This is a genomic window from Flavobacterium sp. CF108 (assembly GCF_900129795.1).
Taxonomy (GTDB): domain Bacteria; phylum Bacteroidota; class Bacteroidia; order Flavobacteriales; family Flavobacteriaceae; genus Flavobacterium.
On the sequence record NZ_FQWW01000001.1, the window covers coordinates 833,675 to 859,489 of the forward strand.

At 33.5% G+C, this 25,815-nt stretch carries 26 protein-coding genes; 10 read left to right on the forward strand and 16 right to left on the reverse strand.

Features of this window, described 5'->3' with window-relative positions; translation table 11 throughout:
- Positions 1 to 25: 25 nt before the first annotated feature.
- On the reverse strand, positions 26 to 2,161 hold the full coding sequence (locus BUE10_RS03660; RefSeq protein ID WP_073482423.1) for a S9 family peptidase: 2,136 nt from the start codon (positions 2,159 to 2,161) through the stop codon (positions 26 to 28).
- 69 nt (positions 2,162 to 2,230) lie between these two features.
- Between BUE10_RS03660 and BUE10_RS03665 the strand changes: the two genes are divergently transcribed.
- The gene (locus BUE10_RS03665) at positions 2,231 to 2,551 is read left to right on the forward strand and encodes a YbaB/EbfC family nucleoid-associated protein (RefSeq protein ID WP_053473588.1); all 321 of its coding nucleotides are present in this window, start codon (positions 2,231 to 2,233) and stop codon (positions 2,549 to 2,551) included.
- Positions 2,552 to 2,681: 130 nt separating this feature from the next.
- On the opposite strand, the gene BUE10_RS03670 is transcribed toward BUE10_RS03665, so the two are convergent.
- The gene (locus BUE10_RS03670; RefSeq protein ID WP_073482425.1) at positions 2,682 to 3,701 is read right to left on the reverse strand and encodes a threonine aldolase family protein; all 1,020 of its coding nucleotides are present in this window, start codon (positions 3,699 to 3,701) and stop codon (positions 2,682 to 2,684) included.
- Positions 3,702 to 4,046: 345 nt separating this feature from the next.
- Between BUE10_RS03670 and prfB the strand changes: the two genes are divergently transcribed.
- The 3 genes from prfB to lpxD all read left to right on the forward strand — a co-directional run bounded on the left by prfB (position 4,047) and on the right by lpxD (position 7,020).
- A protein-coding gene (gene prfB, locus BUE10_RS03675) for a peptide chain release factor 2 (protein ID WP_143055988.1) occupies positions 4,047 to 5,145 on the forward strand; the annotation gives its coding sequence in 2 pieces (ribosomal slippage) (positions 4,047 to 4,109 and positions 4,111 to 5,145; 1,098 coding nt in all).
- Between the two features lie 99 nt (positions 5,146 to 5,244).
- Positions 5,245 to 5,691: a peptide-methionine (R)-S-oxide reductase MsrB gene (gene msrB / locus BUE10_RS03680; protein ID WP_073483034.1), complete on the forward strand. Its 447-nt coding sequence runs from the start codon at positions 5,245 to 5,247 to the stop codon at positions 5,689 to 5,691.
- Between the two features lie 330 nt (positions 5,692 to 6,021).
- A complete protein-coding gene (gene lpxD, locus BUE10_RS03685; protein ID WP_073482426.1) occupies positions 6,022 to 7,020 on the forward strand; it encodes a UDP-3-O-(3-hydroxymyristoyl)glucosamine N-acyltransferase in 999 nt (332 codons plus the stop codon).
- 53 nt (positions 7,021 to 7,073) lie between these two features.
- Here lpxD and BUE10_RS03690 read toward each other — a convergent pair whose 3' ends face one another.
- The 4 genes from BUE10_RS03690 to BUE10_RS03705 form a co-directional block, all read right to left on the reverse strand.
- Positions 7,074 to 7,280, reverse strand: a complete 207-nt coding sequence (locus tag BUE10_RS03690) for a hypothetical protein (protein ID WP_073482428.1) — start codon at positions 7,278 to 7,280, stop codon at positions 7,074 to 7,076.
- Between the two features lie 2 nt (positions 7,281 to 7,282).
- The gene (locus BUE10_RS03695) at positions 7,283 to 7,594 is read right to left on the reverse strand and encodes a DUF3817 domain-containing protein (protein ID WP_073482430.1); all 312 of its coding nucleotides are present in this window, start codon (positions 7,592 to 7,594) and stop codon (positions 7,283 to 7,285) included.
- Between the two features lie 2 nt (positions 7,595 to 7,596).
- Positions 7,597 to 8,055 carry a hypothetical protein gene (locus BUE10_RS03700; RefSeq protein WP_073482432.1) on the reverse strand — a complete coding sequence of 153 codons (459 nt, stop codon included), beginning with the start codon at positions 8,053 to 8,055 and terminating at the stop codon, positions 7,597 to 7,599.
- Between the two features lie 69 nt (positions 8,056 to 8,124).
- Positions 8,125 to 8,715 (reverse strand): TetR/AcrR family transcriptional regulator, encoded by a 591-nt coding sequence (locus tag BUE10_RS03705; protein ID WP_073482433.1) that lies wholly within the window; start codon positions 8,713 to 8,715, stop codon positions 8,125 to 8,127.
- 312 nt (positions 8,716 to 9,027) lie between these two features.
- Here BUE10_RS03705 and BUE10_RS03710 point away from each other — a divergent pair, with 312 nt between their 5' ends.
- From BUE10_RS03710 to hemN, 5 genes are all read left to right on the forward strand, one after another.
- The gene (locus BUE10_RS03710; RefSeq protein ID WP_073482435.1) at positions 9,028 to 10,656 is read left to right on the forward strand and encodes an acyl-CoA carboxylase subunit beta; all 1,629 of its coding nucleotides are present in this window, start codon (positions 9,028 to 9,030) and stop codon (positions 10,654 to 10,656) included.
- A 121-nt stretch (positions 10,657 to 10,777) separates the two neighbouring features.
- On the forward strand, positions 10,778 to 11,200 hold the full coding sequence (locus BUE10_RS03715; RefSeq protein WP_073482437.1) for a DoxX family protein: 423 nt from the start codon (positions 10,778 to 10,780) through the stop codon (positions 11,198 to 11,200).
- 114 nt (positions 11,201 to 11,314) lie between these two features.
- Positions 11,315 to 11,662 carry a hypothetical protein gene (locus BUE10_RS03720; protein WP_073482439.1) on the forward strand — a complete coding sequence of 116 codons (348 nt, stop codon included), beginning with the start codon at positions 11,315 to 11,317 and terminating at the stop codon, positions 11,660 to 11,662.
- Between the two features lie 112 nt (positions 11,663 to 11,774).
- Entirely contained in the window at positions 11,775 to 12,245 is a 471-nt protein-coding gene (locus BUE10_RS03725; protein ID WP_073482440.1) for a hypothetical protein, read from the forward strand.
- 126 nt (positions 12,246 to 12,371) lie between these two features.
- Positions 12,372 to 13,736, forward strand: coding sequence for an oxygen-independent coproporphyrinogen III oxidase (gene hemN / locus BUE10_RS03730; protein ID WP_073482442.1), 1,365 nt, complete (start codon positions 12,372 to 12,374; stop codon positions 13,734 to 13,736).
- On the opposite strand, the gene BUE10_RS03735 is transcribed toward hemN, so the two are convergent.
- The 8 genes from BUE10_RS03735 to BUE10_RS03770 form a co-directional block, all read right to left on the reverse strand.
- The gene (locus BUE10_RS03735) at positions 13,733 to 14,434 is read right to left on the reverse strand and encodes a sulfite exporter TauE/SafE family protein (protein ID WP_073482443.1); all 702 of its coding nucleotides are present in this window, start codon (positions 14,432 to 14,434) and stop codon (positions 13,733 to 13,735) included. The genes hemN and BUE10_RS03735 overlap by 4 nt on opposite strands.
- Positions 14,435 to 15,171: 737 nt before the next feature.
- Complete coding sequence (locus BUE10_RS03740; RefSeq protein WP_073482444.1) at positions 15,172 to 15,621, reverse strand: FixH family protein; 450 nt, start codon at positions 15,619 to 15,621, stop codon at positions 15,172 to 15,174.
- Between the two features lie 13 nt (positions 15,622 to 15,634).
- A complete protein-coding gene (ccoG, locus tag BUE10_RS03745; RefSeq protein ID WP_073482445.1) occupies positions 15,635 to 17,053 on the reverse strand; it encodes a cytochrome c oxidase accessory protein CcoG in 1,419 nt (472 codons plus the stop codon).
- A gap of 10 nt (positions 17,054 to 17,063) precedes the next feature.
- Positions 17,064 to 18,002 (reverse strand): cbb3-type cytochrome c oxidase N-terminal domain-containing protein, encoded by a 939-nt coding sequence (locus BUE10_RS03750; protein ID WP_073482446.1) that lies wholly within the window; start codon positions 18,000 to 18,002, stop codon positions 17,064 to 17,066.
- Between the two features lie 2 nt (positions 18,003 to 18,004).
- Positions 18,005 to 18,199 (reverse strand): CcoQ/FixQ family Cbb3-type cytochrome c oxidase assembly chaperone, encoded by a 195-nt coding sequence (locus BUE10_RS03755; RefSeq protein ID WP_053473606.1) that lies wholly within the window; start codon positions 18,197 to 18,199, stop codon positions 18,005 to 18,007.
- 7 nt (positions 18,200 to 18,206) lie between these two features.
- The gene (gene ccoN / locus BUE10_RS03760; protein ID WP_073482447.1) at positions 18,207 to 20,393 is read right to left on the reverse strand and encodes a cytochrome-c oxidase, cbb3-type subunit I; all 2,187 of its coding nucleotides are present in this window, start codon (positions 20,391 to 20,393) and stop codon (positions 18,207 to 18,209) included.
- Between the two features lie 3 nt (positions 20,394 to 20,396).
- The gene (ccoS, locus tag BUE10_RS03765; RefSeq protein WP_073482448.1) at positions 20,397 to 20,588 is read right to left on the reverse strand and encodes a cbb3-type cytochrome oxidase assembly protein CcoS; all 192 of its coding nucleotides are present in this window, start codon (positions 20,586 to 20,588) and stop codon (positions 20,397 to 20,399) included.
- A gap of 114 nt (positions 20,589 to 20,702) precedes the next feature.
- The gene (locus tag BUE10_RS03770; RefSeq protein WP_073482449.1) at positions 20,703 to 23,090 is read right to left on the reverse strand and encodes a heavy metal translocating P-type ATPase; all 2,388 of its coding nucleotides are present in this window, start codon (positions 23,088 to 23,090) and stop codon (positions 20,703 to 20,705) included.
- A gap of 198 nt (positions 23,091 to 23,288) precedes the next feature.
- Here BUE10_RS03770 and BUE10_RS03775 point away from each other — a divergent pair, with 198 nt between their 5' ends.
- The gene (locus BUE10_RS03775) at positions 23,289 to 23,969 is read left to right on the forward strand and encodes a Crp/Fnr family transcriptional regulator (RefSeq protein ID WP_073482450.1); all 681 of its coding nucleotides are present in this window, start codon (positions 23,289 to 23,291) and stop codon (positions 23,967 to 23,969) included.
- Position 23,970: 1 nt separating this feature from the next.
- On the opposite strand, the gene mazG is transcribed toward BUE10_RS03775, so the two are convergent.
- Positions 23,971 to 24,741: a nucleoside triphosphate pyrophosphohydrolase gene (gene mazG / locus BUE10_RS03780; RefSeq protein WP_073482451.1), complete on the reverse strand. Its 771-nt coding sequence runs from the start codon at positions 24,739 to 24,741 to the stop codon at positions 23,971 to 23,973.
- A gap of 93 nt (positions 24,742 to 24,834) precedes the next feature.
- Complete coding sequence (locus tag BUE10_RS03785; RefSeq protein ID WP_073482453.1) at positions 24,835 to 25,632, reverse strand: carbonic anhydrase; 798 nt, start codon at positions 25,630 to 25,632, stop codon at positions 24,835 to 24,837.
- Between the last annotated feature and the right edge of the window lie 183 nt (positions 25,633 to 25,815).

Below are 25,815 nucleotides of genomic sequence, written 5' to 3' on the forward strand. Positions count from 1 at the left end.
TGCAAATTTAACAAAAAATTTCTAATTAGCTTTTAATTTTTTCTAAATCTAATAAAAAACTAAATTCTTTTGCTAAGTCTTTTAAAGCCTCAAAACGTCCTGAAGCCCCGCCATGTCCTGCATCCATATTAGTATCTAAAAACAATTGATTATTATTTGTTTTTAAATCTCTTAATTTAGCCACCCATTTTGCTGGCTCCCAATACTGTACCTGAGAATCATGCAATCCTGTCGATACATACATATTAGGATATTTTTGTGCTTTTACATTGTCATAAGGTGAATACGACAACATATAATCGTAATACTTTTTATTGTTTGGGTTTCCCCATTCGTCATATTCTCCGGTTGTAAGCGGAATGCTGTCGTCCAGCATTGTTGTAATAACATCTACAAATGGTACCTGCGCTATAACTCCGTTGTATAACTCTGGTGCTTCATTTACGACTACACCCATTAAAAGTCCTCCTGCAGATCCACCTTCTGCATAAAGATGTTCTGGCGACGTATATTTCTCGTCTATTACAAATTTAGAGCAATCGATGAAATCTGTAAAGGTATTTTTCTTTTTTAACAGTTTTCCGTCTTCATACCATTGTCTTCCTAAATCTTCTCCTCCTCTAATGTGTGCAATTGCATAAACAAAACCGCGATCTAATAATGAAAGTCTTGTTGAAGAAAAATAAGTATCCATCGTAATTCCGTATGAACCGTACGCATACAGCAATAACGGGTTTTTACCATTTTTATTCAGCCCTTTTTTATAAATCATCGAAATTGGCACTTTTACACCATCTCTTGCTATTGCCCAAACTCGCTCTTCGACATAATTTTCTTTGTCAAATTTCCCGCCTAAAACCTGTTGTTCTTTTAGAATTTCTTTAGTTTTAGTTTTCATATTAAAATCAATTACAGATGACGGCGTAGCAAGTGATTGATAGCTATAACGCAGAATATCGGTATCAAAATCAATATTTGTTGTAGTAAAAGCATTGTAGGTTTCGCTTCCAAATGGCAGATAATAATCTGGTTCGTCGTTCCATGGCATAATTCGGATATGATTTAAACCATTCGAACGTTCTTCTACAACTAAAAAGTTTTTAAAGATCTCGATATCTTCTAACAAAACATCTTCTCTATGCGCAATTACATCAACCCAGTTTTTTTTGCCTGTTTTATTTTCAGGCGTTTTCATTAGCTTGAAATTGGTTGCCTTGTCTTTATTAGTTAAAATATAAAATGAATCCTCATAATGAGAAATGCTGTATTCTAAACCACGAACACGAGGCTGAAATACTTCAAATTCTCCATCCGGATTATCTGATTTCAGGATTCTATATTCTGTAGTTAAAGTACTCGATGAACCAATTACAATATATTTCCTTGATTTTTCTTTGCTAATCGAAACATTAAAAGTATCATCAATTTCATCATAAACTAAAACATCATTTTTAGAATCTGTGTTTAATTTATGTCTGAAAATTTTATCAGCTCTTAAAGTTACCTCATCCTGCTTGGTATAAAAAATGGTTTTATTATCATTTGCCCAGACAGATCCTCCTGTTGCATTTTCAATTTTATCTGATAGAATTTCTCCTGTTTCAAGATTTTTGAACTGGATAGTATAAATTCTTCTTCCCACAATATCAGTTCCAAAACTGGCAAATTTATTATCAGGACTTATACTTAAACCTCCTAATTTAAAATAAGCGTGACCTACTGCCAATTCGTTACAGTTGAACAGAATTTCTTCTTCTGCCGAAAGGCTTCCTTTTTTTCTTGAAAAAATTGGATAATCTTTCCCTGTTTCAAAACGTGTAATATAATAATATCCGTTGTAGAAATAAGGAACTGATGAATCATCTTCTTTAATTCTTCCTTTCATTTCTTCATACAAAGATTCCTGTAAATCTTTAGTATGAGCAGTCACTTTTTGATAGTATTCGTTTTCTTTATTTAGATAATCAATAACTTCGGGATTTTCTCTATCGTTTAACCAGAAATAATTATCGATTCGGGTTTCTTTATGTTTTTTTAGTGTTTTTGGAATTTCCTTGGCCTTTGGAGCCTCTATATTTTCTTGCATTGGCTGAGCATTTATTTTTAAATACGAAGGAGCAAAAGTAGTACAAACGCAACAGAACAAAATTAATTTTTTCATAAAATATTCTATTGATTTAATACAGCAATATACTAATTTTGTATGAAATAATTTAAAAATCAATAAAAAATGGATTTAATGGGAATGATGGGAAAACTTAAAGAAACCCAGCAAAAAATTGAAGATACAAAGAAACGCCTTGATACTGTTTTAATTGACGAACAAAGCGCTGACGGATTATTAAAAATTACAATTACTGCAAATAGAAAAATAAAATCAATCTCTGTTGATGATTCTCTTTTAGAAGATAAAGAACAACTGGAAGATTATTTAATTGTAACACTAAATAAAGCCATCGAAAGAGCTACAAGCGTAAACGAAAGTGAACTTGACGCCGTTGCGAAAATGGATATGCCGATGATTCCGGGGATGGATAATTTGTTTAAGTAAAGGTACAAAGGTTCAGAGTTGCAAAGGTTCAAAGGTTTTTCTTTGTTGTAACTAAAAAAAAGACGCACAATTGTGCATCTTTTTTTTAAACCTTTGTCCCTCTGAACCTTTGCAACTCTGAACCTCTTTCCTAAATTTTCGAAAACATCTCCAAAACATAAGTATGCATTACTTCTTTGTAATCTAAATGCGTAACGATTCTTAGTTTGTTGTGTCCTAGAGAACTTATTAAAATATTTTTCTGTTTTAATTTTTCAATCAAAAGCTGGTCGCTGTAACCTTCGGCTAATGAAAAAATCAAAATATTTGTTTCTACTGGCTCTACAGATGCGATCCAGGATTTTGTGCTTAAAATTGCACCTATTTCTTTTGCTCTGCGATGATCTTCTGCAAGACGTTCAATATTATTCGCCAATGCATATAATCCTGCTGCGGCTAAATAACCCACCTGACGCATTCCGCCGCCTAATATTTTTCTAATTCTTAGTGCTCGGTGAATATCTGCTTTGCTTCCCAATAAAACCGAACCAATTGGCGCGCCTAAACCTTTTGACAAGCAAACGGAAATAGTGTCGAAAATAGCTCCAAATTCCTTTGGGTTCTGTCTTTTGGCAACCAATGCATTCCAAATTCTGGCTCCGTCTAAATGGAATTTCAAATTATTGGCATCGCACACTTTTTTTATTTCTCTTAAATCTTCTAATTCGTAACAAGCTCCGCCGCCTTTATTGGTTGTATTTTCAACACAAACTAAACTCGTTAATGGACTATGATAAAATTCAGGATCATTAATTGCGGCTGCCACTTGTGCAGCATTTATCATTCCGCGGTCTCCATCAAGCAAGCAGCACGAAACGCCGCTGTTAAAAGAAACTCCGCCGCCTTCATAATGAAAAACGTGGGCATATTTATCGGCAATTAATTGTTCTCCGGGTTGTGTATGCAGTTTAATTGCGGTTTGATTCGCCATAGTTCCCGACGGAAAAAAAAGTCCAGCTTCCATACCAAAAAATTCGGCTATTCTATTCTCTAATTCGATAACCGTAGGATCTTGTTTGTATACGTCGTCGCCAACCTGAGCGTTAAACATATACTGCAGCATCTCATAAGAAGGCTTGGTAATGGTATCGCTAATTAAATTTATTTCCATATAAAAACTATATCTATTTTGGACAGCAAAATTACGTATTACTGTTTGTTATTAATCCCAAGTTTTAATAAATTTTAACTTGTGAATTACTTAGAACCAAATTAACGTAATATTTATAAAAAACATATAAAACTAGCATTAATAATTCAAAATTTGATTTCTGGTTTTCAAAAACAATTCTATGTCCTTAAAAAGGCCTTTTAGAGTTTATCTTATTTTGTATCATAATTTAATGCTGTATTCTAAAAACTAAATCTTATTTTTGTATGACGAAATTACGCATTGGTTTTTCGAAACAAACCAACGTAATATCTGCAAAAAACAAATAAAACTACTTATTAATTTATGACAACAGCCGAACAAGTAAAAGGTATTGTGGAGCGCCTTGGTGCGTTGAGGAGGTATCTTTGACGTTGATGCCAAGCTAATCGAAATTGCAAACGAAGAAGAAAAAACTTTTGCGCCTGATTTTTGGAATAATGCCAAAGAAGCAGAAAACATCGTAAAAAATCTTCGAAACAAGAAAAAATGGATTGAGGATTATGACAAAGCTGTAACGCTTACAGATGAATTGCAGCTGGCTTATGATTTTTATAAAGAAGGGGAACTTTCTGCAGATGAATTAGACGAACAATATGATACTACGCAAAGTCATATAGAAAATATCGAATTCAAAAACATGCTTTCTGACGAGGGCGATAGTTTAAGTGCTGTTGTTCAAATCACTGCCGGTGCCGGCGGAACTGAAAGCTGCGACTGGGCAGGAATGCTGATGCGTATGTACATGATGTGGGGTGAAAGTTATGGCTACAAAATAAAAGAACTTAACTTTCAGGAAGGTGATGTTGCCGGAATAAAAACGGTAACTTTAGAATTTGAAGGCGATTATTCTTTTGGATATTTAAAAGGAGAAAATGGTGTTCACCGTTTAGTTAGAATCTCTCCTTTTGACAGTAATGCCAAACGTCATACTTCGTTTGTATCTGTATATGTTTATCCGCTTGTTGATGATAGTATCGAAATTGACATTAATCCTGCCGATATCGAAATTACAACTTCACGTTCAAGTGGTGCCGGAGGACAGAACGTAAATAAGGTTGAAACGAAAGTTCAGTTAGTTCACAAACCAACCGGAATCCAGATTCAGTGTTCTGAGACAAGATCACAACAAGATAACAGACAGCGTGCTATGCAGATGCTTCGTTCTCAATTATACGAAATTGAGTTAAAGAAACAACAAGCGCAGCGTGCTGATATTGAAGCCGGAAAAATGAAAATCGAATGGGGTTCGCAGATTCGTAATTACGTAATGCAGCCTTATAAATTAGTAAAAGACGTGCGTACAGGTTATGAAACCAGCGATGTCGACGGTGTAATGAATGGTAATATCGATCCTTTCCTAAAAGCATTTTTAATGATGATGGGACAGAAGGAGGAAGAATAAGTCTCAGTATTCAGTGTTCAGATTTTATAGTATTCAGTGCCGTTTGCAGTTACAGTAAACTTGAAACCTGAAACTTTAAACTTTAAAACTAAAAAAGTTATGATAAAATGGGCAGATGTAATTCATTTTACAAATAAAGGAAATCCGGCTCCGGAAAAAAGAGTAGAGAAAACGGAAGAAGAATGGAAACAGCTTTTAACTCCGGAAGAATATCAGGTAACACGTTTAAAAGGAACTGAAAGATCTTTTAGCTCTGAATTATGCAGTTTATTTGATCCTGGAATCTATGAGTGCAAATGCTGCGGAACGGTTCTTTTTGATGCAAGCGAAAAATTTGAATCAGGAACAGGCTGGCCATCTTTTACACAACCAATTAAAGAAAATGCAATTGGTTATCACGCCGATAAATCATACGGAATGATTCGTGTTGAGGTTGTCTGCAATGTGTGCGATGCACATTTAGGCCACGTTTTCCCAGACGGACCAGAACCAAGCGGTTTACGATACTGCATTAACGCAGTTTCACTGTCAAAAATCAAAGAATAAATTCAAAAAGCGATTCCTTTTAAAGTGAATCGCTTTTTTTTTAATACCCACAAAGAGAAACAATTAACAAAAGAAATGTAAGCTGCTACTTACCAATTAAATATTTTATTTTTTATTAAAAAAAACTAAGATTATTCACCCAAAATTTCAGTACCGACAAACCTAGACATTAAAAAACCTGCAAAGAATTAATAGTTAAAATGTTAATTTTGTAATATTTAGACTTCTATTTTAAATAATTATTAAGAAACATAAAAATTTTATTAGGTAATTAAAATCTATTTTATTTTATTTGACGAAAATTAACCCTAAGTCGAACAAAATTTGTCAATGAGATCCTATTCAATTCAAGAAATTAATGAAGTAATTAATGGTGTAATTTACGGCACTACTTCACAGAGCGTTACCGCAACAGAGCAATTAGAAAAAGCTACAACTTCAGAAATTTCTTTTATAGGAAATAAGAAATATGAAAAGTACTGGTCGACATCAAATGCCTCTATTGCTGTCGTAAACGAAGACATTTCGATTGAACCTGGAGAAAATCGTGCTTTTATTAAAGTAAAAAATGCTGATTTAGCTATGTCGCAGATTTTGGCACTTTTTGCTCCTCCTACTCCAATTTTTCATAACAATATCCACAGAACCGCTACTATAGACGAAACAGCAATTATTGGCGAAGGTGCTAAAATTGGTGCCGGCTGTTATATTGGACCAAAAGTAGAAATTGGCGCCAATGCAGTAATTTACCCAAATGTTACTATTCTGGATGAATGTACCATTGGAAAAAATACCATTATTTGGTCTGGAACAGTTGTTCGTGAGCGCTGTCATATTGGAAGCGATTGTATTATTCATCCAAATGCTACAATTGGTGCTGACGGTTTTGGATTTCGCCCTTGTTCTGAAAAAGGCTTAGTGAAAATACCGCAAATTGGAAATGTAATCATCGGGAACGGTGTTGAAATTGGAGCTAACTCTTGCGTTGACCGCGGAAAATTTAGTTCAACAATTCTTGGAGACGGCTGTAAAATTGATAATTTAGTTCAAATTGGACATAACAGTAAATTAGGCCGATTCTGTATTATGGCTGGAAACAGTGGTTTAGCAGGTTCTGTAACTTTAGGTAATGGTGTTATTATTGGCGGAAGTGCTTCGATAAAAGATCATACTACTATTGGTGACGGAGCTGTAATTGGTGCCGGATCTGGTGTTACCGGAGACGTTCCTGCAGGAAAAACAATGTTAGGTTATCCGGCTGTTGAAGCTCGTGATGCTTTAAAACAATGGGCAATGCTAAAACGAATGGTTTGCGCTCCTAAAAAATAATTATACTTTGTTTTATATAAAAAAACATCCGCTGCAACGGATGTTTTTTGTTTTTATAAAGGTTCACATTCAAAGCCAATCACTTTCATTAAAAAAACTACCTTTTCGATAATATCATCTTTACATTCAAATCTTAGAATATTATCGCAATCCTCAAGATCAAAATTCCACTTTGAGTTAGGAAATAACTGATTCAGTTTTGGTGCAACCTTCTTCACTTTCGAAATATTATCAATATTTGTTTTGAATACAAAAATCATAACTAATGGTTTTGAATTTTACTTAAAATTTTAGAATCAATGTAAAAAGTACCAAACGGAATCACGCAGGCCAAAAGCACTTTCCAAGTTGTAGTTGCAAATTTCCAGTTCTGCTCTACTCCAACGCTTAACGTATTAAAAATAAAAAGTAAAAATAAAGCACCATGAACTGTTCCTACTGGTCTTGTTAAAAATGGCATTTCAAAAATATATTTCATCGGCATTGCTATAAAAAGCAAAATTAAAAGTGAAGTCCCTTCCAGAAATCCAATAATTCGTAATCTTCCGGTATTTGTAAGCAATAAATTTTTCATAATTATCTAAAATAAGGTCGGTTTGCAAGAGGTGAAAATGGCCACGGAATGGCAATAAAAATAATTAGTAAGGCAACAGAAAACCATAAAAGCATCGTTCTGAATTTTTGATCGTCAGCAAGTTTTCTTTTGGCTAAAGCCGAACCAATTGTAATGAAAACTATTGCGATTAACATCAAAGCAATATGAATAATTCCGAAGAAAGAAGCATCTAAATTTTGAACCGCTTCTTTAAAGTTTTTCCAGAAATATTTCACAATCGGACTTTGCACGTAAACCAATATTCCAAAAATAAGCTGGATATGGGCAATTGTAGCCGTCCAATGCCGGATAAGGTTATCTTTCCTGGTAAAAGGAAGTTTTTGAGAATAACCTTTGTAAGTTGTATAAATAGAATATAACAAGCTTACCAATACGAGCCATCTTATAAATGAATGGCATACTAAAAGAGATTGATACATTGTTTTTTGATTAAGACAATGCAAATATATTTAAAAACATACTAAGTAGTATGTTTTTGAAAAATAATTTTATTTCAAGCCGTTTAAATAACTTTTAAGTTCCTTTAAATAAACAAGATAAGAAGAATTATCATTTTGAAGTTTTCCGAAATTTCGTATTCCCCAATAACCCGATAAGATAAAAAAAGCGACTTGTTCGCCCACCACATCTTTACGAATCAAACCCGATTCTTTTCCTTTTTCAATAGAATTTATGATTGTCTTTTTCCATAAATCTACCAATTCAGCCAAAGCTTCACTAAATCTATTATTCCACGGCGTCATTTCCTGCGTAAGATTTCCAACCGGACATCCATATTTTACCTGCAAAAAAGGGTCTTCGAGCAATAAATACGAAATCATATTATAAAAATCTTCAATTGGATTTTGCGAAGATTCTGCAGGTTTTATAAAATATTCCTGCATTGCAGGTTTTAAAATCTCTTCAATAATTGCAATTCCCATTTCATCTTTTGTTTTAAAATGGTAATAAAAAGCACCTTTTGTGACTTGAGTTGTCGCAATAATTTCATCAATACTGGTAGTTTGATATCCTTTTGTATAGATCAATTCAAATGCTTTATGAAGAATCGTAAGTCGGGTATTAGCAGCTTTAGACATAAAAAATACTAGTTAGTATGAAAAAGCAAATTAAAGAAAAATAATTGGTGTAATTAGTTTTAACACATAGAAACATAGATTAAGTACGCTCAAAAAGGCGCTTCACTTGTTTAAAACAAACATAGTTATTAGGCTATGTGTTAGAAACGAGTTTCTTTTTACTTCCTTCTTTAAACTATAAATCCTATGTTTCTATGTGTTTAAATAAAAAACTGTACAACATAAACTTTTTCTTAATTCACAAAGCAATCGGTTTATTTCAATGGATTTTGTAAATTAGCCAACACTATTTTGTAAAATCAATATTATATCATGGATTTAAACTTCAATAAAAACGAAGATCACAATAAACTATTACTTTCAGACTTAAAACAAAAATTTGCCAAAGTAAAACTAGGCGGAGGCGAAAAACGAATTAAAAAACTACATGCCGAAGGAAAGATGACGGCTCGTGAGCGTATCGCTTATTTATTAGATGAAAATTCAGAAAATATTGAAATTGGCGGTTTTGCCGGAGAAGGAATGTACGCTGAACACGGCGGATGCCCTTCTGGCGGAGTTGTTATTAAAATAGGATATATAAGAGGGAAACAATGTATTGTTGTTGCCAATGATGCAACCGTAAAAGCTGGTGCCTGGTTCCCTATTACTGGTAAAAAAAACCTACGAGCGCAGGAAATTGCAATGGAGAACAGACTTCCTATTATTTATTTAGTAGACAGCGCCGGAGTTTATCTGCCAATGCAGGATGAAATTTTTCCCGACAAAGAACATTTCGGACGCATCTTTAGAAACAATGCTCAAATGAGCAGTATGGGAATAACGCAAATCGCTGCCGTTATGGGAAGCTGCGTTGCCGGAGGTGCTTATCTGCCAATTATGAGCGATGAAGCTTTAATTGTAGACAAAACAGGCAGTATTTTCCTTGCTGGAAGTTATTTGGTTAAAGCTGCCATTGGCGAAACTATTGATAATGAAACTTTAGGCGGCGCAACAACACATTGCGAAATTTCCGGAGTTACAGATTATAAAGCTAAAGATGATAAAGATGCTTTAGATAAAATCAAAAATATCGTTGATAAAATTGGCGATTTTGATAAAGCCGGTTACAGTAGAATTAAGGCTGAAAAACCTGCTTTAGAACCAAAAGATATTTACGGAATTTTGCCAAAAGCCAGAAACGAACAATACGACATGATGGAAATCATCAATCGTTTGGTCGATAATTCAGAATTTGAAGCTTATAAAGACGGTTACGGTCAATCGTTAATTACAGGTTATGCACGAATTGACGGCTGGGCAGTTGGTATTGTAGCCAATCAGCGTAAAGTAGTGAAAACCAAAAAAGGCGAAATGCAGTTTGGTGGTGTAATTTATTCTGACAGCGCTGATAAAGCAACCCGTTTTATTGCTAACTGTAATCAAAAGAAAATTCCATTAGTATTTTTACAAGACGTTACCGGATTTATGGTTGGTTCAAAATCAGAACATGGCGGAATTATTAAAGACGGCGCCAAAATGGTAAATGCTGTAAGTAATTCGGTTGTACCAAAATTTACAGTAATTGTAGGGAATTCTTATGGAGCAGGAAATTACGCTATGTGCGGAAAAGCGTATGACCCAAGATTAATATTTGCCTGGCCAAGTGCAGAACTTGCTGTTATGGGCGGAACACAGGCTGCTAAAGTTTTGGCACAAATCGAAGCTTCTTCGCTTAAAGCAAAAGGAGAAGTTGTCGATGAAGCCAAAGAAACAGAATTATTCAACAAAATAAAAGCACGTTACGACGAACAGACTTCGCCTTATTATGCGGCCTCGAGATTATGGACAGATGCTATCATTGATCCGCTTGATACCCGCAAATGGATTTCAATGGGAATCGAAGCTGCCAACCATGCTCCTATTCAAAAACCTTTTAATCTGGGTGTAATTCAGGTGTAATATTTCAGAATTACAGATGACGTGTTAAATAAATAGTAAAAAACTTATTTTCAGATACTTAAATTAAATATATCATTAAAAAATTATTAACTTTATATATAATTTTTAATCACGTAGTATCATGGAAAATGTCAAAAGCTTAAATAAGTGGGCAAATGCCCATACTTATTTACCAGTAGATTTAGTACGTATAATATTGGGTGTTTTTTTATTTATGAAAGGGGTTTCTTTTGTAACAAACGTTCAGTATTTACATGATTTAATTTCTCCAATTGATCGGTTCGGAGGCGGAATGTTTCTTCTGCATTATATCGCACCGGCACACATGATTGGAGGCATAATGATTGTTTTTGGGCTACTTACCCGCTGGGCAATTGCAGCTCAATTACCAATACTATTTGGAGCTGTTCTCGTAAACTTTATGGGACACATGCACTCTGAAAGCTTAGCTTTAGCAATAGTAGTTCTTTTACTATGCATCTTCTTCTTATTCTACGGAGGAGGAAAACACTCTGCCGACTATTATTTTAAAATGCAGCAATAAAAATATTTTATCCTCAACTTTTAAAAGTTGAGGATAAAATAATAAAGCTATTTTTAAGAAGTAATTAGCACTTAAAATTTCATTTATTGTGTTTTATGAACTAAATTCGCCACCATGAATTGGATTCGTAAAACCATACTTTTTGTATCACTTTTGATCATAGGACTTTTTGCCGCTCAGGCAAACGAACTTCCTGTGCAAAAAACGGAAAGTCAAAAAACGGATACCAATTTCTCTAAAGAAACTGCAGATTCATCAGCATTTATTCAGCCTCAGGGAAGTTATCACTTTGCGGCAAATATCAAAACAGATCATCTCGCATCCATTAAATGGTTTGATTCCTTACTTATTGTTATTCCGCAGCATAAAGTAATAAAATCAGCCTTTAACTTTACAAACCCATTTCCTGCACAGAGCAAAAAAATCTCATTAATGCTCTACGCCTTCCATTTTTTCTGGTAATTAAATTTTGAAATTTTAATCTGGAGAAACAATTCTTCACCAGCAATTAAACCGTTTCTATCCCGAAACTGTTTACTATTTCACATTATTTATCAAATTTAATAAAACAAAAATGGAAACAAGTGTAACCATAATTGGTATTGTGATTGCGGTCATAGTAGCCATTCCGATATATTTTTCAGCACGATCGAGCGCCGCAAACAAAACAAAAATTTTAGACATCAAGAAGAAATTCAATCCAAACAATCCGGAACAATTTGATTTGACTGAATCTCAAAGCAATAAAACGCTAACGATCGATCAAAAAAACAGAAAGTTTATTTTGATGAATTTCAATCCAAACCAACAAGAATCAACTTATGTCGATTTGAGAACTGTTTCGTCTTGCAAATTAGTTTTAACTACAGAAGGAAACTCAAATACAATTGTAAAAATTGATTATGAATTTCTGGATAGAGAAACTTCTAAAATAATTACAGTCCCATTCTATGATTTTGATGATGACCGCATCAAACAAATAAGCGCAAATCAAGATCATATGTTTGCAAAAAAATGGCTTAAAATCATTCAGGATTCTATTTAGTGTTAGTTATTTAATTCAGTAGAAAGAGGCTCATTTTGAGTCTCTTTTTTTTGTCTCATACATGATATTTGTCATTTTATGTCTGTCGCTCAAATAGTAATTTTGATGTAAACTAAATCCGTCTTTATGAAAATTTCATTGACCCAGAAATACAATGTGCCTGGCCCAAGATACACGAGTTATCCTACGGTTCCTTACTGGAATGAAACCGCTTTCACAGTCGAAGAATGGAAAACATCTTTTCAAAAAGCATTTGCCGAAAGCAATTCAAAAAACGGAATTAGTCTCTATATTCATCTTCCTTTTTGCGAAAGTATGTGCACCTTTTGCGGATGCAACAAACGAATTACAAAAAATCATTCTGTCGAAGAAAAATACATTCAGGCGCTTTTAAAAGAATGGAGTTTGTACTGCAGATTACTGCCTGAAAAGCCTCTTATTAAAGAAATACATTTAGGCGGAGGAACGCCTACTTTTTTTTCAACCAATAACTTAGAACATCTTATTAATGGCATTTTTAGTTTTGCTAATAAAGCTGAAAATCATGAATTTAGTTTTGAAGGGCATCCTAATAATACGACTTACGAACAGCTTAAAAAGTTATATGATTTAGGCTTTCGCCGAGTGAGTTTTGGTGTTCAGGATTATTCCGAAAAAGTACAGAAAGCCATTAATCGAATTCAGCCTTTTCATAATGTTGCCAAGGTTACTTTTTGGGCAAAAGAAATTGGTTATAAATCTATCGGGCATGATATTATATTTGGATTGCCTTTTCAAACTTTAAATGATGTTGTTGATACGGTTGAGAAAACAAATTCCTTAAAACCAGACCGATTAGCATTTTACAGCTATGCGCATGTGCCGTGGATTAAAGGAAATGGACAACGCGGATTCAACGATGAAAATCTTCCAAAAGATGCTGAAAAGAGACAGCTTTATGAAATAGGTAAACAGCTACTTTCTGTAAATGGATATCATGAAATTGGCATGGATCATTTCGCTTTATCTTCAGACAGCTTATTTCATGCGGCACACAACAAAAAAATGCATAGAAATTTTATGGGCTACAGTGCTTCAAAAACACAACTAATGATTGGTTTAGGAGTTTCTTCGATTAGCGACAGCTGGTATGGTTTTGCCCAAAATACTAAAAATTTGGAAGACTATTATCAACTATTAGAATGGGATCAGCTTCCAGTTGTAAAAGGTCATATTTTGAATAAAGAAGATCTTATCATCAGAAAACACATTTTGAATTTAACCTGCGATCTTGAAACTTCCTGGAATAATGATTCATTATATTTTAAAGAATTGCCACAAGTTTTAACGGCTTTAAAAGAAATAGAAAACGATCAATTAATTGTAATTGAAGAAAACAGAATCAAAATTACTGAAGCCGGAAGACCATTTGTTCGCAATATTTGTATGGCTTTTGATTTACATTTAAAAAGAAAATCACCAGAAACGAATTTGTTTTCGATGACGGTTTAATGGCAATTAGGAGTTCCCTGAACAAACAAACTCATATTTGAAGGAGATAAATAGGGAATTCCTAAACCTAAGCCTCTTAAAATAAATAATACTCCAATTATAACAGCAACATAAGGAATTGCTTTTTGAATTTTATTTCGAAATGGCAATTTTAAGAATGAGTTGACGTACACTACAACGGTCATTAAAGGAATTGTTCCTAATCCGTACAATAACATATACAAAACTCCAAAACCTGCGCTCTGCATGGCGATTGCTCCAAATAAAGCGACGTATACCATTCCGCATGGCAGAAATCCGTTTAATAAACCAATTGTAAAAAGAGATTTGTAGCTTTTCTTTTTAAACTGACTTCCTAGGCTTGATTTTAGATTTGAAATTACTTTGTAAACGGGTTTCGAGAAATTGTATTTAGCGAATATTTTTTCGGGTATTAAAGCAATTAAAATCATGGCAATACCAATAAAAATTGACATTCTTTGCTGCATTCCTGCTAAGAAAAGTCCTCTTCCCATTAATCCGAAAATTAGACCAATTGTTGAGTAAGCGGTTAATCTTCCTAAATGGTAAGTTATAATCTGCGTTACCTTTTTAGCTTCATTTTTATGATCAACAGGAAGCATCATAGCAATTGGCCCGCACATGCCAACACAATGCAGACTGCTGATAAGACCTAATATGAATGCTGAAAATAACATTTTTTTATTTATTTTTTATTTGATGAATTTTGATTATCATGTGTCCCTACGGGACACTTTTTTGTGGGATATTACATTTTTTTTCTACCGATGAGTTGTTCCTAACGGAACATATCTCGTAAAAATCTAATATCGATAAAAGAGAAATATGTAAAATACCTTTAGTCCCTACGGGACATTTTACATTACCATTATGTTTTTTTTCTACCGATATGTTGCTCCTAACGGAGCATATTTTATTCTGTAATTAATAATTTCTATATTTACCAATCATTCACTTCTTACGAGCAGATCTTATTGAAATTAATTATCGTAATTCCAATATGTTACTCCTAACAAAATACGATTCAAACATATCTCGTAGAGATAAAATATCGGTAAAAAAGAAATGCTCGAGTACTCTATTGTTCCGTAGGAACTATACTTTTTTGCGCAAAAAAGGCTAAATCAATATTAACATATAGCCCCTATGGGGTATTTTATATTCTCGATATCATTTTTTCTACCGATATGCTGCTCCTAACGGAGCATATTGTTATAATTAATATTTTGCTAATCATTTGCTTTAAATAGAGTAAATCTTATTGAAACTAATTATCTATATTTTTACCAATATGAAACTCTTGACAGAATATCATTCAAGCATATCTCGTAGAGATTAAATATCGGTAAAAAAGAAATGCTCGAATACACTATTGTCCCGTAGGGACTATACTTTTTTGCGCAAAAAGACTAAATCAATTGACGTAAATAACTTCTTTTGTTAAGTATTTTTTACCCTCATACTGCCATTCCATATTAACATCCCAACGACCTTTGATTAGTTTTTTATGTGGAATCAATATTGAAGAATTAGTCAAAGCTATTTCAGTATTAAAATCAAATTTCTTGTTTGAAGGGCGGTATAACAAAATGTTTCCTTTTATTTTATCACTTTCAAAAGTGGCAGGAAAAGTAACTTTTACGCCATCTTCTTCAAACTTTACTGAAGGCTTGTGCTGTAAATCGTGTGCATTTTGAATTCTGGCCATTTCCTCCTGAAAATGCGTGTCGTGTTTGTAATATTCTTCTACAACCAGCTCGTTATCGTATTTACTATTTGATTGTACTTCAAAAACAAAGTATAATATAAATGTCATAAACAAAGCAAATGCAATGACAATTCCGGTTCCCCAATTAATTTTCATGATACTCTATATTTTAATTAAAACTTCGTGGCCCTAAGAAATTTGTAGTCGTGGTTTCGAGCAATTCTTTACCGTTATAAACACCAATTTTTACATTTGTTTTATCACTTTCCAGTAAAACTTCATCTATTTCTATGAATAAAGTTCCTTGTGAAATAGCTTCTTTTGCCACTTTAAAATGCTCTTTCCCTACATTATTAATTTCACCTTTTTGATCGATTAATTCAAAATGAATATCGCTATAATCTTTCATGGTTTTGTTGACGATTTTATAGGTATATACATTACTGATTTTATCTCCTTTATGCTGATAAAGCTGACCGGGTAAACGCAGAATAACGGCCTGAACATCTGTTCTTAAAAATAACATCCCAACAAAAATACCAAGCAAAATAAAAAGCACAGCACTGTAACCTTTCATTCTGGCAGTAAACCTAAAAGGCTCTTTTTTAACAATCTCGTCTTCTGATGCGTAACGAATAAGACCTTTGGGTAATCCTACACTTTCCATTATATGATCGCATTCGTCAATACAAGCAGTGCAGTTTGTACATTCTAACTGAGTTCCGTTTCTAATGTCAATTCCCATTGGGCATACATGAACACATTGAAGACAGTCAATACAATCTCCTTTTCCGGTTAAAGCTCTGTCTTCTTTTTTATTGAATTTTGCCCTTCCTTCTTCCTTTTCTCCTCTCACAAAATCATACGCAACGTTTATAGATTTATTGTCTAAAAGAACGCCCTGTAATCTTCCGTACGGACAGGCAATTATACAAACCTGTTCGCGGAACCAGACAAAAACAAAGTAGAAAACTCCGGTAAAAATAAGTAGTGCAATAAAATTACTTGCCTGCTGAATTGGGCCTTGTTCAACCATTAATAGTAAAGAATCACTTCCTACTAAGTAAGCCAGAAATACGTTTGCAATTCCAAAAGAAATCAAAAAGAAAATCGTCCATTTAGTCAATCTTTTTCTGATTTTTTCAGCATTCCATTCCTGTCTTGCTAAACGTGATTGTGAGCCACGGTCGCCGTCAATCCAATATTCGATTCGGCGAAAAACCAATTCGAGGAAAATGGTCTGCGGACAAATCCATCCGCAAAATATTCGGCCAAAAACAACGGTAAATAAAAGTACAAAGACAACGCCAATAAGCATTGAAATTACAAAGAGGTAAAAATCCTGCGGCCAAAAAGGAAAGCCGAAAATATTAAAACGACGTTCAATGATATTGAACATCATAAACTGGTTTCCGTTTACTTTTATAAACGGATTTATTATCAAAATTGCCAATAAAATGTAACTGACAATTTTGCGGTAATCATAAAATTTACCAGACGGTTTCTTCGGAAAAATAAATTTCCTTTTACCACCTTCATCTATTGTTCCAATGGTATCTCTAAACGCTTCGTCTGGTAAATTTGACATGATATTCTAATTATTTTTTAACTGCTGTGGTATCTTTTTTTGTAGCTGCTGCATCTATTTTAGGCGCACTTTCGTCTACCCAAACTTCTCCTTCCGGCGCTTTTGGATCTTTTGGATTTGATCCTTGCAGAGATAAAATGTAACTCGCCACTTTTTGAATTTCTTTTGGTTTCATACCATTTGTTTTCCACGAAACCATCCCTTTTCCATCACGTCCACCGTTGGTAATAGTATGGAATACATTTTTAATTCCTCCACCTAAAATCCAATGGTCATCTGTTAAGTTAGGTCCAATTTGTCCTCCTGCATCTGCTCTGTGACAAGCCGCACAATTCATTGCAAAAATTTCTTTTCCTGCGGCTAAACTTGCATCATCAGTCAGTAAAACAACCGTTTTTTCATCCATTAAATCTGGAGCTGTTTTTAAGTATTCTTCGACATCAATTTTAGCTTGTGCCATTTCTTTTTTAAGTTCCATTTCCTGGTCATCAGCTCCTAAAACATCGTAACGAACTACATAGATTACTCCAAAAATGATACAGATATAGAATAAATAAACCCACCATGGCGGTAAATTATTGTCAAGCTCTTTGATTCCGTCATAATCATGATCCATCAATAAATCAGCTTCTTTAGACATTGGTTCTGTCTTAGTAAGCTTGTGCATTAATTCTTTGAACCAAGTGCTTTCTTGAAGACTCAAACTATTTTCGTAATCTAATTTTGCCTTTTCTTCTGGTGACAGTAATTGATACATTACTCGATTTACAGCACTAAGCGTAACTTCGATCGCTATCAAAATAAACAGGAAAGCAAGTAAAAAGACAGATAACATTGGGTATTTTATAAAAGCAGGTCTATCGCCTGAATCTATACAATATTCCATCAAAGCGAATACGATGAAGAAAATCAACGGTACTCTAACATATACTGGGAAAAACTTTTTCATTTTTATCTATCTTTTGAGATTATAACTTGTCCTTCTTCTAAAGGTATATTACTCATTTCCTGAATTTTATCTTTTTTATAAGAGAACACCCAAATGCCTAATCCTACGAAAAAGAAAAAGAAGATCAAGAGGGAAAGAATCGGGTAAATTTCTACACCCGATATCGTTTCCATATTGTGTTTTATTTGTTCAAACATAATGCTGTTATTTAGAAGTTTCTTTTACTTTAATATCAGTACCAAGTCTTTGAATATATGCAATCAAAGCAACAATTTCCCTTTCATTCATAGGAATGAATTTTTCACCTTTTGCAGCAGCTTTTTTACGGCTGTCTTCATAACTTTTTACAAAGTCAGGATCATTTTCAAGGCTTTTCTCTATTTTAACCGCCTGTTCTCTTAATGTTTTTTGTGCATTTGCAACTTCTTCTGCCGAGTAAGGAACTCCAAGAGAAATCATTACGTTCATTTTCTTTTGAGTCAATGAAATGTCTAAAGGTTTATTATCAAATAACCATTTATAACCCGGCATAATTGATCCTGCAGATGTACTTTGCGGATTCCACATGTGGTTAAAGTGCCAGTTATCATTGTACTTACCACCAACTCTTAACAAGTCTGGACCTGTACGTTTTGACCCCCATAAAAATGGATGATCGTAAACAAATTCTCCTGCTTTTGACTGAGGTCCGTAACGCTCTACTTCACTTCTAAACGGACGAACTGATTGTGAGTGACACCCTACGCAGCCTTCTCTGATATATAAATCACGTCCTTCAAGTTCTAACGGTGTATATGGTTTTACGCTTGAAATAGTTGGAATATTTGATTTTACCATAATCGTTGGTACGATCTGAATAACTCCTCCAATTAAAATAGCGATAGTTGCCAAAATGGTTAACTGAATTGGTTTTCTTTCTAACCATGAATGGAATTTTTCTCCACTTAATCTATTACTGTTTATTTTTTGTAATGCCGGAGCTTGTGCTAATTCATCTTCGATTGTTTCACCAACACGAACTGTCATGATAATGTTGTAAACCAATGTCAGCATTCCTATTAAGTACAAACTACCTCCTATTGCTCTCATCCAATACATTGGCATAATTGCAGTTACTGTTTCAAGGAAGTTTCCGTAAGTTAAAGTTCCGTCTGGGTTAAATTGTTTCCACATTGATGCTTGTTGGAAACCTGCAACGTATAATGGAATTGTATAAACTATGATACCTAAAGTACCAATCCAGAAATGGAAATTTGCTAATTTCTTAGAAAATAATGCTGTTTTTGTCATTCGCGGAATCAACCAGTAAATAATAGCAAATGACATAAATCCGTTCCATGCTAAAGCACCTACGTGTACGTGAGCAACGATCCAGTCTGTATAATGCGCAATAGCATTTACATTTTTCAGCGATAACATTGGCCCTTCAAAAGTGGCCATTCCGTAACCTGTAATCGCTACTACGAAGAATTTTAAAACCGGTTCTTCACGAACTTTATCCCACGCACCTCTTAATGTTAAAAGTCCGTTGATCATTCCTCCCCAAGATGGAGCAATAAGCATTACAGAAAATGCAACACCTAAATTTTGAGCCCAGTTTGGTAATGCTGAATATAATAAGTGGTGGGGTCCCGCCCAGATATAGATAAAAATTAAAGACCAAAAGTGAATAATAGATAATCTATAAGAGTAAATAGGACGATTTGCAATTTTAGGAACGAAGTAATACATCAATCCTAAAAATGGTGTTGTTAAGAAAAATGCAACCGCATTGTGTCCGTACCACCATTGTACCAATGCATCCTGAACACCTGCGTATACAGAGTAACTTTTTAATCCTGAAACAGGAATTTCGATATTATTGAAAATATGTAATACAGCAACCGTTACAAATGTTGCCAGATAAAACCAAATTGCTACATATAAATGACGCTCTCTACGGCGCAGCATGGTTCCTATCATGTTAATTCCCATTACAACCCAAATTAACGCTATAGCAATATCAATAGGCCATTCGAGTTCTGCATATTCCTTCGAAGAAGTATATCCTAATGGTAATGTGATGGCTGCGGCGACAATAATTAACTGCCAGCCCCAAAAATGCAGATTACTTAAAAAGTCACTAAACATTCTGGCTTTTAGTAATCTTTGCATTGAATAATACATTCCTGCAAAAAAAGCATTCCCGACAAAGGCGAAAATAACGGCATTTGTGTGTAAAGGTCTTAAACGACCATAACTAAGCCATGAAATCCCATCTGTAATATTGGGAAAAAGGTACATAACCGCAAGGGTCAGCCCCACTAACATACCCACAACTCCAAAAAGAATGGTGGCGTAAATGAATTTTTTTACAATTTTGTTGTCGTAATAAAACTGTTCCATTTCCATAATTTATACTTGTTTTTCTTCGATTGGTGAATTATTATTTGGGGAAATAATTTTGGTCTCGTCATCAAAAAGAATTCTGACCGAGGGCGTATAATCGTCATCGTACTGACCTGATTTGACAGCAACGATAAAGGCAATAAAGAAACATATTGCTACGAAAATACTTACTGAAATTAAAAGATAAATAACACTCATACCGTAAATTTATGTTAACAAAATTACTAGGTGATCGGCGTTTAAAATATGATAATTATCATGGTTGTAGAAGAATGTTAAAATTAAGTAAAATAATCTTACAATTATTTAAAATCAATCTAAATTCTTACAACTTAAGTAGTTAGACATAAAAGTAACGAAGCTTACAATCGTAATTGTACTTAAAGGCATAATGATTGCAGCAACTATAGGAAGTAGATTTCCGGTAACGGCAAACGTAAGTCCTACAATATTATAAAGAAGTGACAAACCAAAACTCATTTTGATAATCAGGATCGATTTATGAGAGAGTTTTAAGAAATAGTTTAATCTTGAAAACTCACCCGCATCGAGAATTGCATCGCAGGCAGGAGAAAATACATTTACGTTTTCAGATACAGAAATACCTACATTACTTTGTGCCAGGGCTCCAGCGTCATTTAAACCATCCCCAACCATCATAACGTTCTTTCCTGTTTCTTGCAGTTTTTTAATAAATTCTAATTTTTGCTCTGGTTTTTGGTTAAAAACCAGTTCGGTATTTTTGGGTAAAATGGCTTCCAGATTTTCTCTTTCGCCATCATTATCTCCAGAAAGCACCTTAATATTGTATTCTTTGCTAAGCGTTGCAAACAATTTTTCAAGACCTTCACGATATTGATTTTGGAAAACAAATTTTCCGTAATAGGTATTATCGATTTTAATATGAAGTGAAGTTTTTTCTATTTCTGAAGAGTCTAAAATTGGGCTTTCAACAAATAATGAAGAACCAATTTTCACTTCTTTTTCTTCGGCGAAAGCCAAAATCCCTTTTCCGGTAATTTCTTGAAAATCATCAATTTTTATTCTGTCATATTCCGGTAAAAAGTCATACAGCATTCTGCTTAAAGGATGATTGGATCCTCGAAGCACATTTTTTATTAATTGAAAATTTTCATCAGAAAAATCAATTCCTTCGTATAAAATATTAGACTTTTTATTGGTTGTAATGGTTCCGGTTTTGTCAAAAACAATGGTATCAACTTTAGCCAATTGTTCGATTACTAAGGCATTTTTCAGATACATTTTTTGTTTTCCCATTATTCTGAGAATATTTCCAAAAGTAAACGGAGCAGTAAGGGCAAGCGCACAGGGACAAGCCACAATTAATACTGCTGTAAAAACATTAAAAGCAATATTGGTATCAATAAATATCCAGTAACCAAATCCTGCAAAGGCAATTAGCAGTAAAATTGGTGTAAAATAGCGACTTAAAGCATCTGTAATTGTTTTGTGTTTTTGTTCTACTTTTTTCTGAAAAATTTCGTTGCTCCATAATTGTGTCAGATAACTTTGTGAAACCGAATTTAGTACTTCCATTTCGATTACTTTTCCAATTTGTTTTCCGCCGGCGAATATTTTGTCTCCTGATTTTTTTGTGATTGGAACAGCTTCCCCGGTAACGAAACTATAATCAATTTCGGCCTTTTCGCTCATTAAAATCCCGTCTACCGGAATTAATTCCTGATTTCGAATCAACAGTCTGTTTCCTTTTAAAACATCATAAATTGGCACGCTTTCTTCTGAAAAATCAGTATTTATTCTGGTTACTGCAATTGGAAAATAAGATTTAAAATCTCTTTCGAAACTTAAAAAACTATAGGTTTTTGTTTGAAACATTTTCCCCAGCAGCATAAAGAAAACCAAACTGGCCAAACTGTCAAAAAATCCCGGTCCGTGATCCATCAGCATATCGTAACTGCTGCGAATGAACATTACAATAATCCCCAAAGCAATAGGAATATCAATGTTTAACATTCTTGTTCTTATACTATGATAAGCTGAAACGTAATATCCGCTTGCCGAATATAAAAAACTTGGTAAGGCTAAAAGAAAAATTAAAATCCTGAAAAACGGTTTATAACTATCTAACCAGAATTCTTTGATTTCGAAATATTCCGGAAAAGAAAGCAGCATAATATTTCCAAAACAGAAAAAGGCAACGCCTACTTTATAAGTTAAACTTCTGTCTACTTTATTTTTACCTGTTTCGTAATTTTCTAAACTAATATAGGGTTCGTAACCTATTGAACTTAATAAGTATACAATTGATTTTAGAGAAACAGTTTTTGAATTGAAGGTAATTCGAACCTTTTTTTCAGGGAAATTAACTTGTGAAGTGCTGATTCCGGGCTGCAGACGATTTAGGTTTTCGAGAATCCAAATGCATGAACTGCAGTGAATATGCGGAATATTTAATGAAACTATTGAGGTATTTCCTTCCTGAAATTCGAGAATTTTAACTAAAATTGCTTCGTTGTCTAAAAAATCATATTTACCCTGAATATCTTGAGGAGTAGCACCAGGCGATTTTTCGAAATCATAATAGCTGGTTAAATCATTTTGACTAAAAATTTCGTAAACTGTTTTACAACCAGTACAACAAAACTTTTTTTCATCAAAATTGATCTCTTCATTTTTAGGAATAGTCAGCCCGCAATGAAAACAACCCTGCTCGCTCATAATTTGTTTTTTAATTTGCAAAATTCAAAAAAGGCAGTGACTATAACTATGACATTTATCATGTTATAATGAAATCTAATCCTAAATTAATGAAATAATTTATCAAATCGAAATAATACCTTTTTCTATGCATTTTTAGCCGTAAAAGTATTTTTAAACCGCAGGAATTGGTTAATTTTGCTCCAAATTACTCCTGCTATGAATAAATGTGATCAATGTATTGTTCGTCAGCTTTCTTCTTTAAAAGCCCTAAATAAAGATGAAGTTATAAAATTGGCTAATAGCAAAACTACCTACACTATTAAAAAAGGCGAAGCTATTTTTGAAGAGGGCGAAGTTACGAATGGCGTTTTCTGCGTTAAGGATGGAGTTGGAAAACTTTCAAAATTAAGTGCCAACGGAAAGGATCAAATCGTTAAGCTTGTAAAATCCGGAGAACTTTTAGGACAGCGTTCAATGATTAGCAATGAACCTGCAAATTTATCAGCAAAAGCTATTGCTGACATGGAAGTTTGTTTTATTCCGAAATCAGAAATCATTCATTTTTTTAATAACAATAATCAGTTTTCTTTGAATTTGATGCAGTCAGTTTGCGAAGATTTGAAAGAATCTGAAAATGATAAAATTGCTTTGGTTCAAAAAACGGTAAAACAGCGTTTGGCAGAAACTTTATTGCATTTGCATAATGAGTTTGGAGAAAATGCAGATAAAACCCTTAAAGTACAGCTTACCAGAGAGGAACTTGCAGGAATAATTGGAACGGCAACTGAAAGCTGCATCCGCTTATTATCTGACTTTAATAAACTGGAATTAATTGAATTAGTGGGTAAAAAAATTATGCTTAAAAATGTAAAAGCATTAAAACGAATGGCGGAATAAATTACTGTTTTTTAGCTTCGTTCCAAAAAACATCCATTTCTGCCAAAGTCATATCCATTAAAGGTTTTCCTAATTCACCTGCTTTACTTTCCAGATATTGAAAACGCTTGATAAATTTTTTATTTGTGCGTTCTAAAGCATCTTCCGGATTAACATTTAAAAATCTGGCGTAGTTTATCATCGAGAATAAAACGTCTCCAAATTCGGCTTCAATTTTATCCTGATCACCTGCTTGAACTTCAACCTGTAATTCGTCTAGTTCTTCCTGAACTTTATCCCAAACCTGATGCGGTTCTTCCCAATCAAAACCTACACCTTTTACTTTATCCTGAATTCGGCTTGCTTTTACTAATGCCGGTAAACTTCTTGGAACTCCTTCTAAAACAGATTTTTTCCCTTCTTTAAGTTTTAGTTTTTCCCAGTTTTGTTTTACTTCTTCTTCATCTTTTACAACTGTATCAGAATAAATATGAGGATGACGGTGGATTAATTTATCACAAATTTCGTTGCAGACATCTGCAATATCAAAATCATTGGTTTCTGAGCCTATTTTAGCATAAAAAACAATGTGAAGCAGTAAATCTCCAAGTTCTTTTTTTACTTCGTTTAAATCATTGTCTAAAATGGCATCGCCTAACTCGTAGGTTTCTTCAATCGTTAAATGCCTTAATGTTTGCAATGTCTGTTTTTTATCCCACGGACACTGCTCACGAAGTTCATCCATAATAATTAATAATCTTTCGAAGGCTTTGAGTTGAAGTTCTTTGCTCATTTTTTTATTTTAAGATACCAAAATTAAAATAATTTGCCGATTAAACGACTCTTTCATAAACTAAAAAAGAAGGCAAAATACCTTCTTTTTAGTTTATATAGATTCTTTAATTTTTCTGCCATTTAATTCCTGAACGCTCCTAAAATTATTTAGCGGCATAATTTTTTTCAAATCACTTATCATTTTAATAGAAACTTCTATTGGTGTCTTAAAAATAAACCACTGAACGCCTTCTGTACAAGGCGGTGTTGTCAATGAACCTGTATAAGTGTAATATGATTTGTTTTGAGGAAGAACTTTATTGATATTAAAATCGTTATTAACTTTTACCGTATCGTTGACTTTGACAGGCAGGTATTTATCAAGAAATTCAAAAGTTTCATTGCTTTTCTTGTCTTCCTGCGCCATAATAGAAACTACGGCAAATTTTCCGTCTTTATTTTTATGAACCATATGAATTTCTAACGGATATCTCACACCTTTTATAGTATGTTCTGCCGATTCATGAAAATGAAATTGCTTTAGTTCGTACTGATCTCCGTTAATTACGATATAGTCTCCAGATTCAAAATCAAATTGAATCGTGTGCCCATTATTGACAACATCGTGAATTTTTGTTTTTTGATTGTAATGAAAATCAATAGGTTTTATTGTTTTATCTGTTTCTGTTTCAACTATATCAATTGGAGATTGTGTTTTTCCTCCGCAATCATTTTGGTCTATTTCTGACCAATGTTCCGGTCCAGCTTCACCTTCGTATTCCCAATGTTTCTTATGGTGTTCTTCGGTTTTTATTGTGTCTGAAGAAATTACAGATTGTTCTGTTTCTTTTGATTTGTTATTACAAGCTGTCGCTAATACTAAAACTGCTATTACGGCAAATTTTTTCATTTTCTTATCATTTAAATTTAGTTTCAAAGTTGAAAAATTATTTCAAACCTTTTATAAAAATACACATAATATACTTATCTACAAAAGTTAGGAACAGCTTACTGCTAAACTGCTATTTTCTTATAAATTTATATTTTAAAAACCTAAATCGTAAATGATTTTAAATAAAAAAATCCTGTTAAG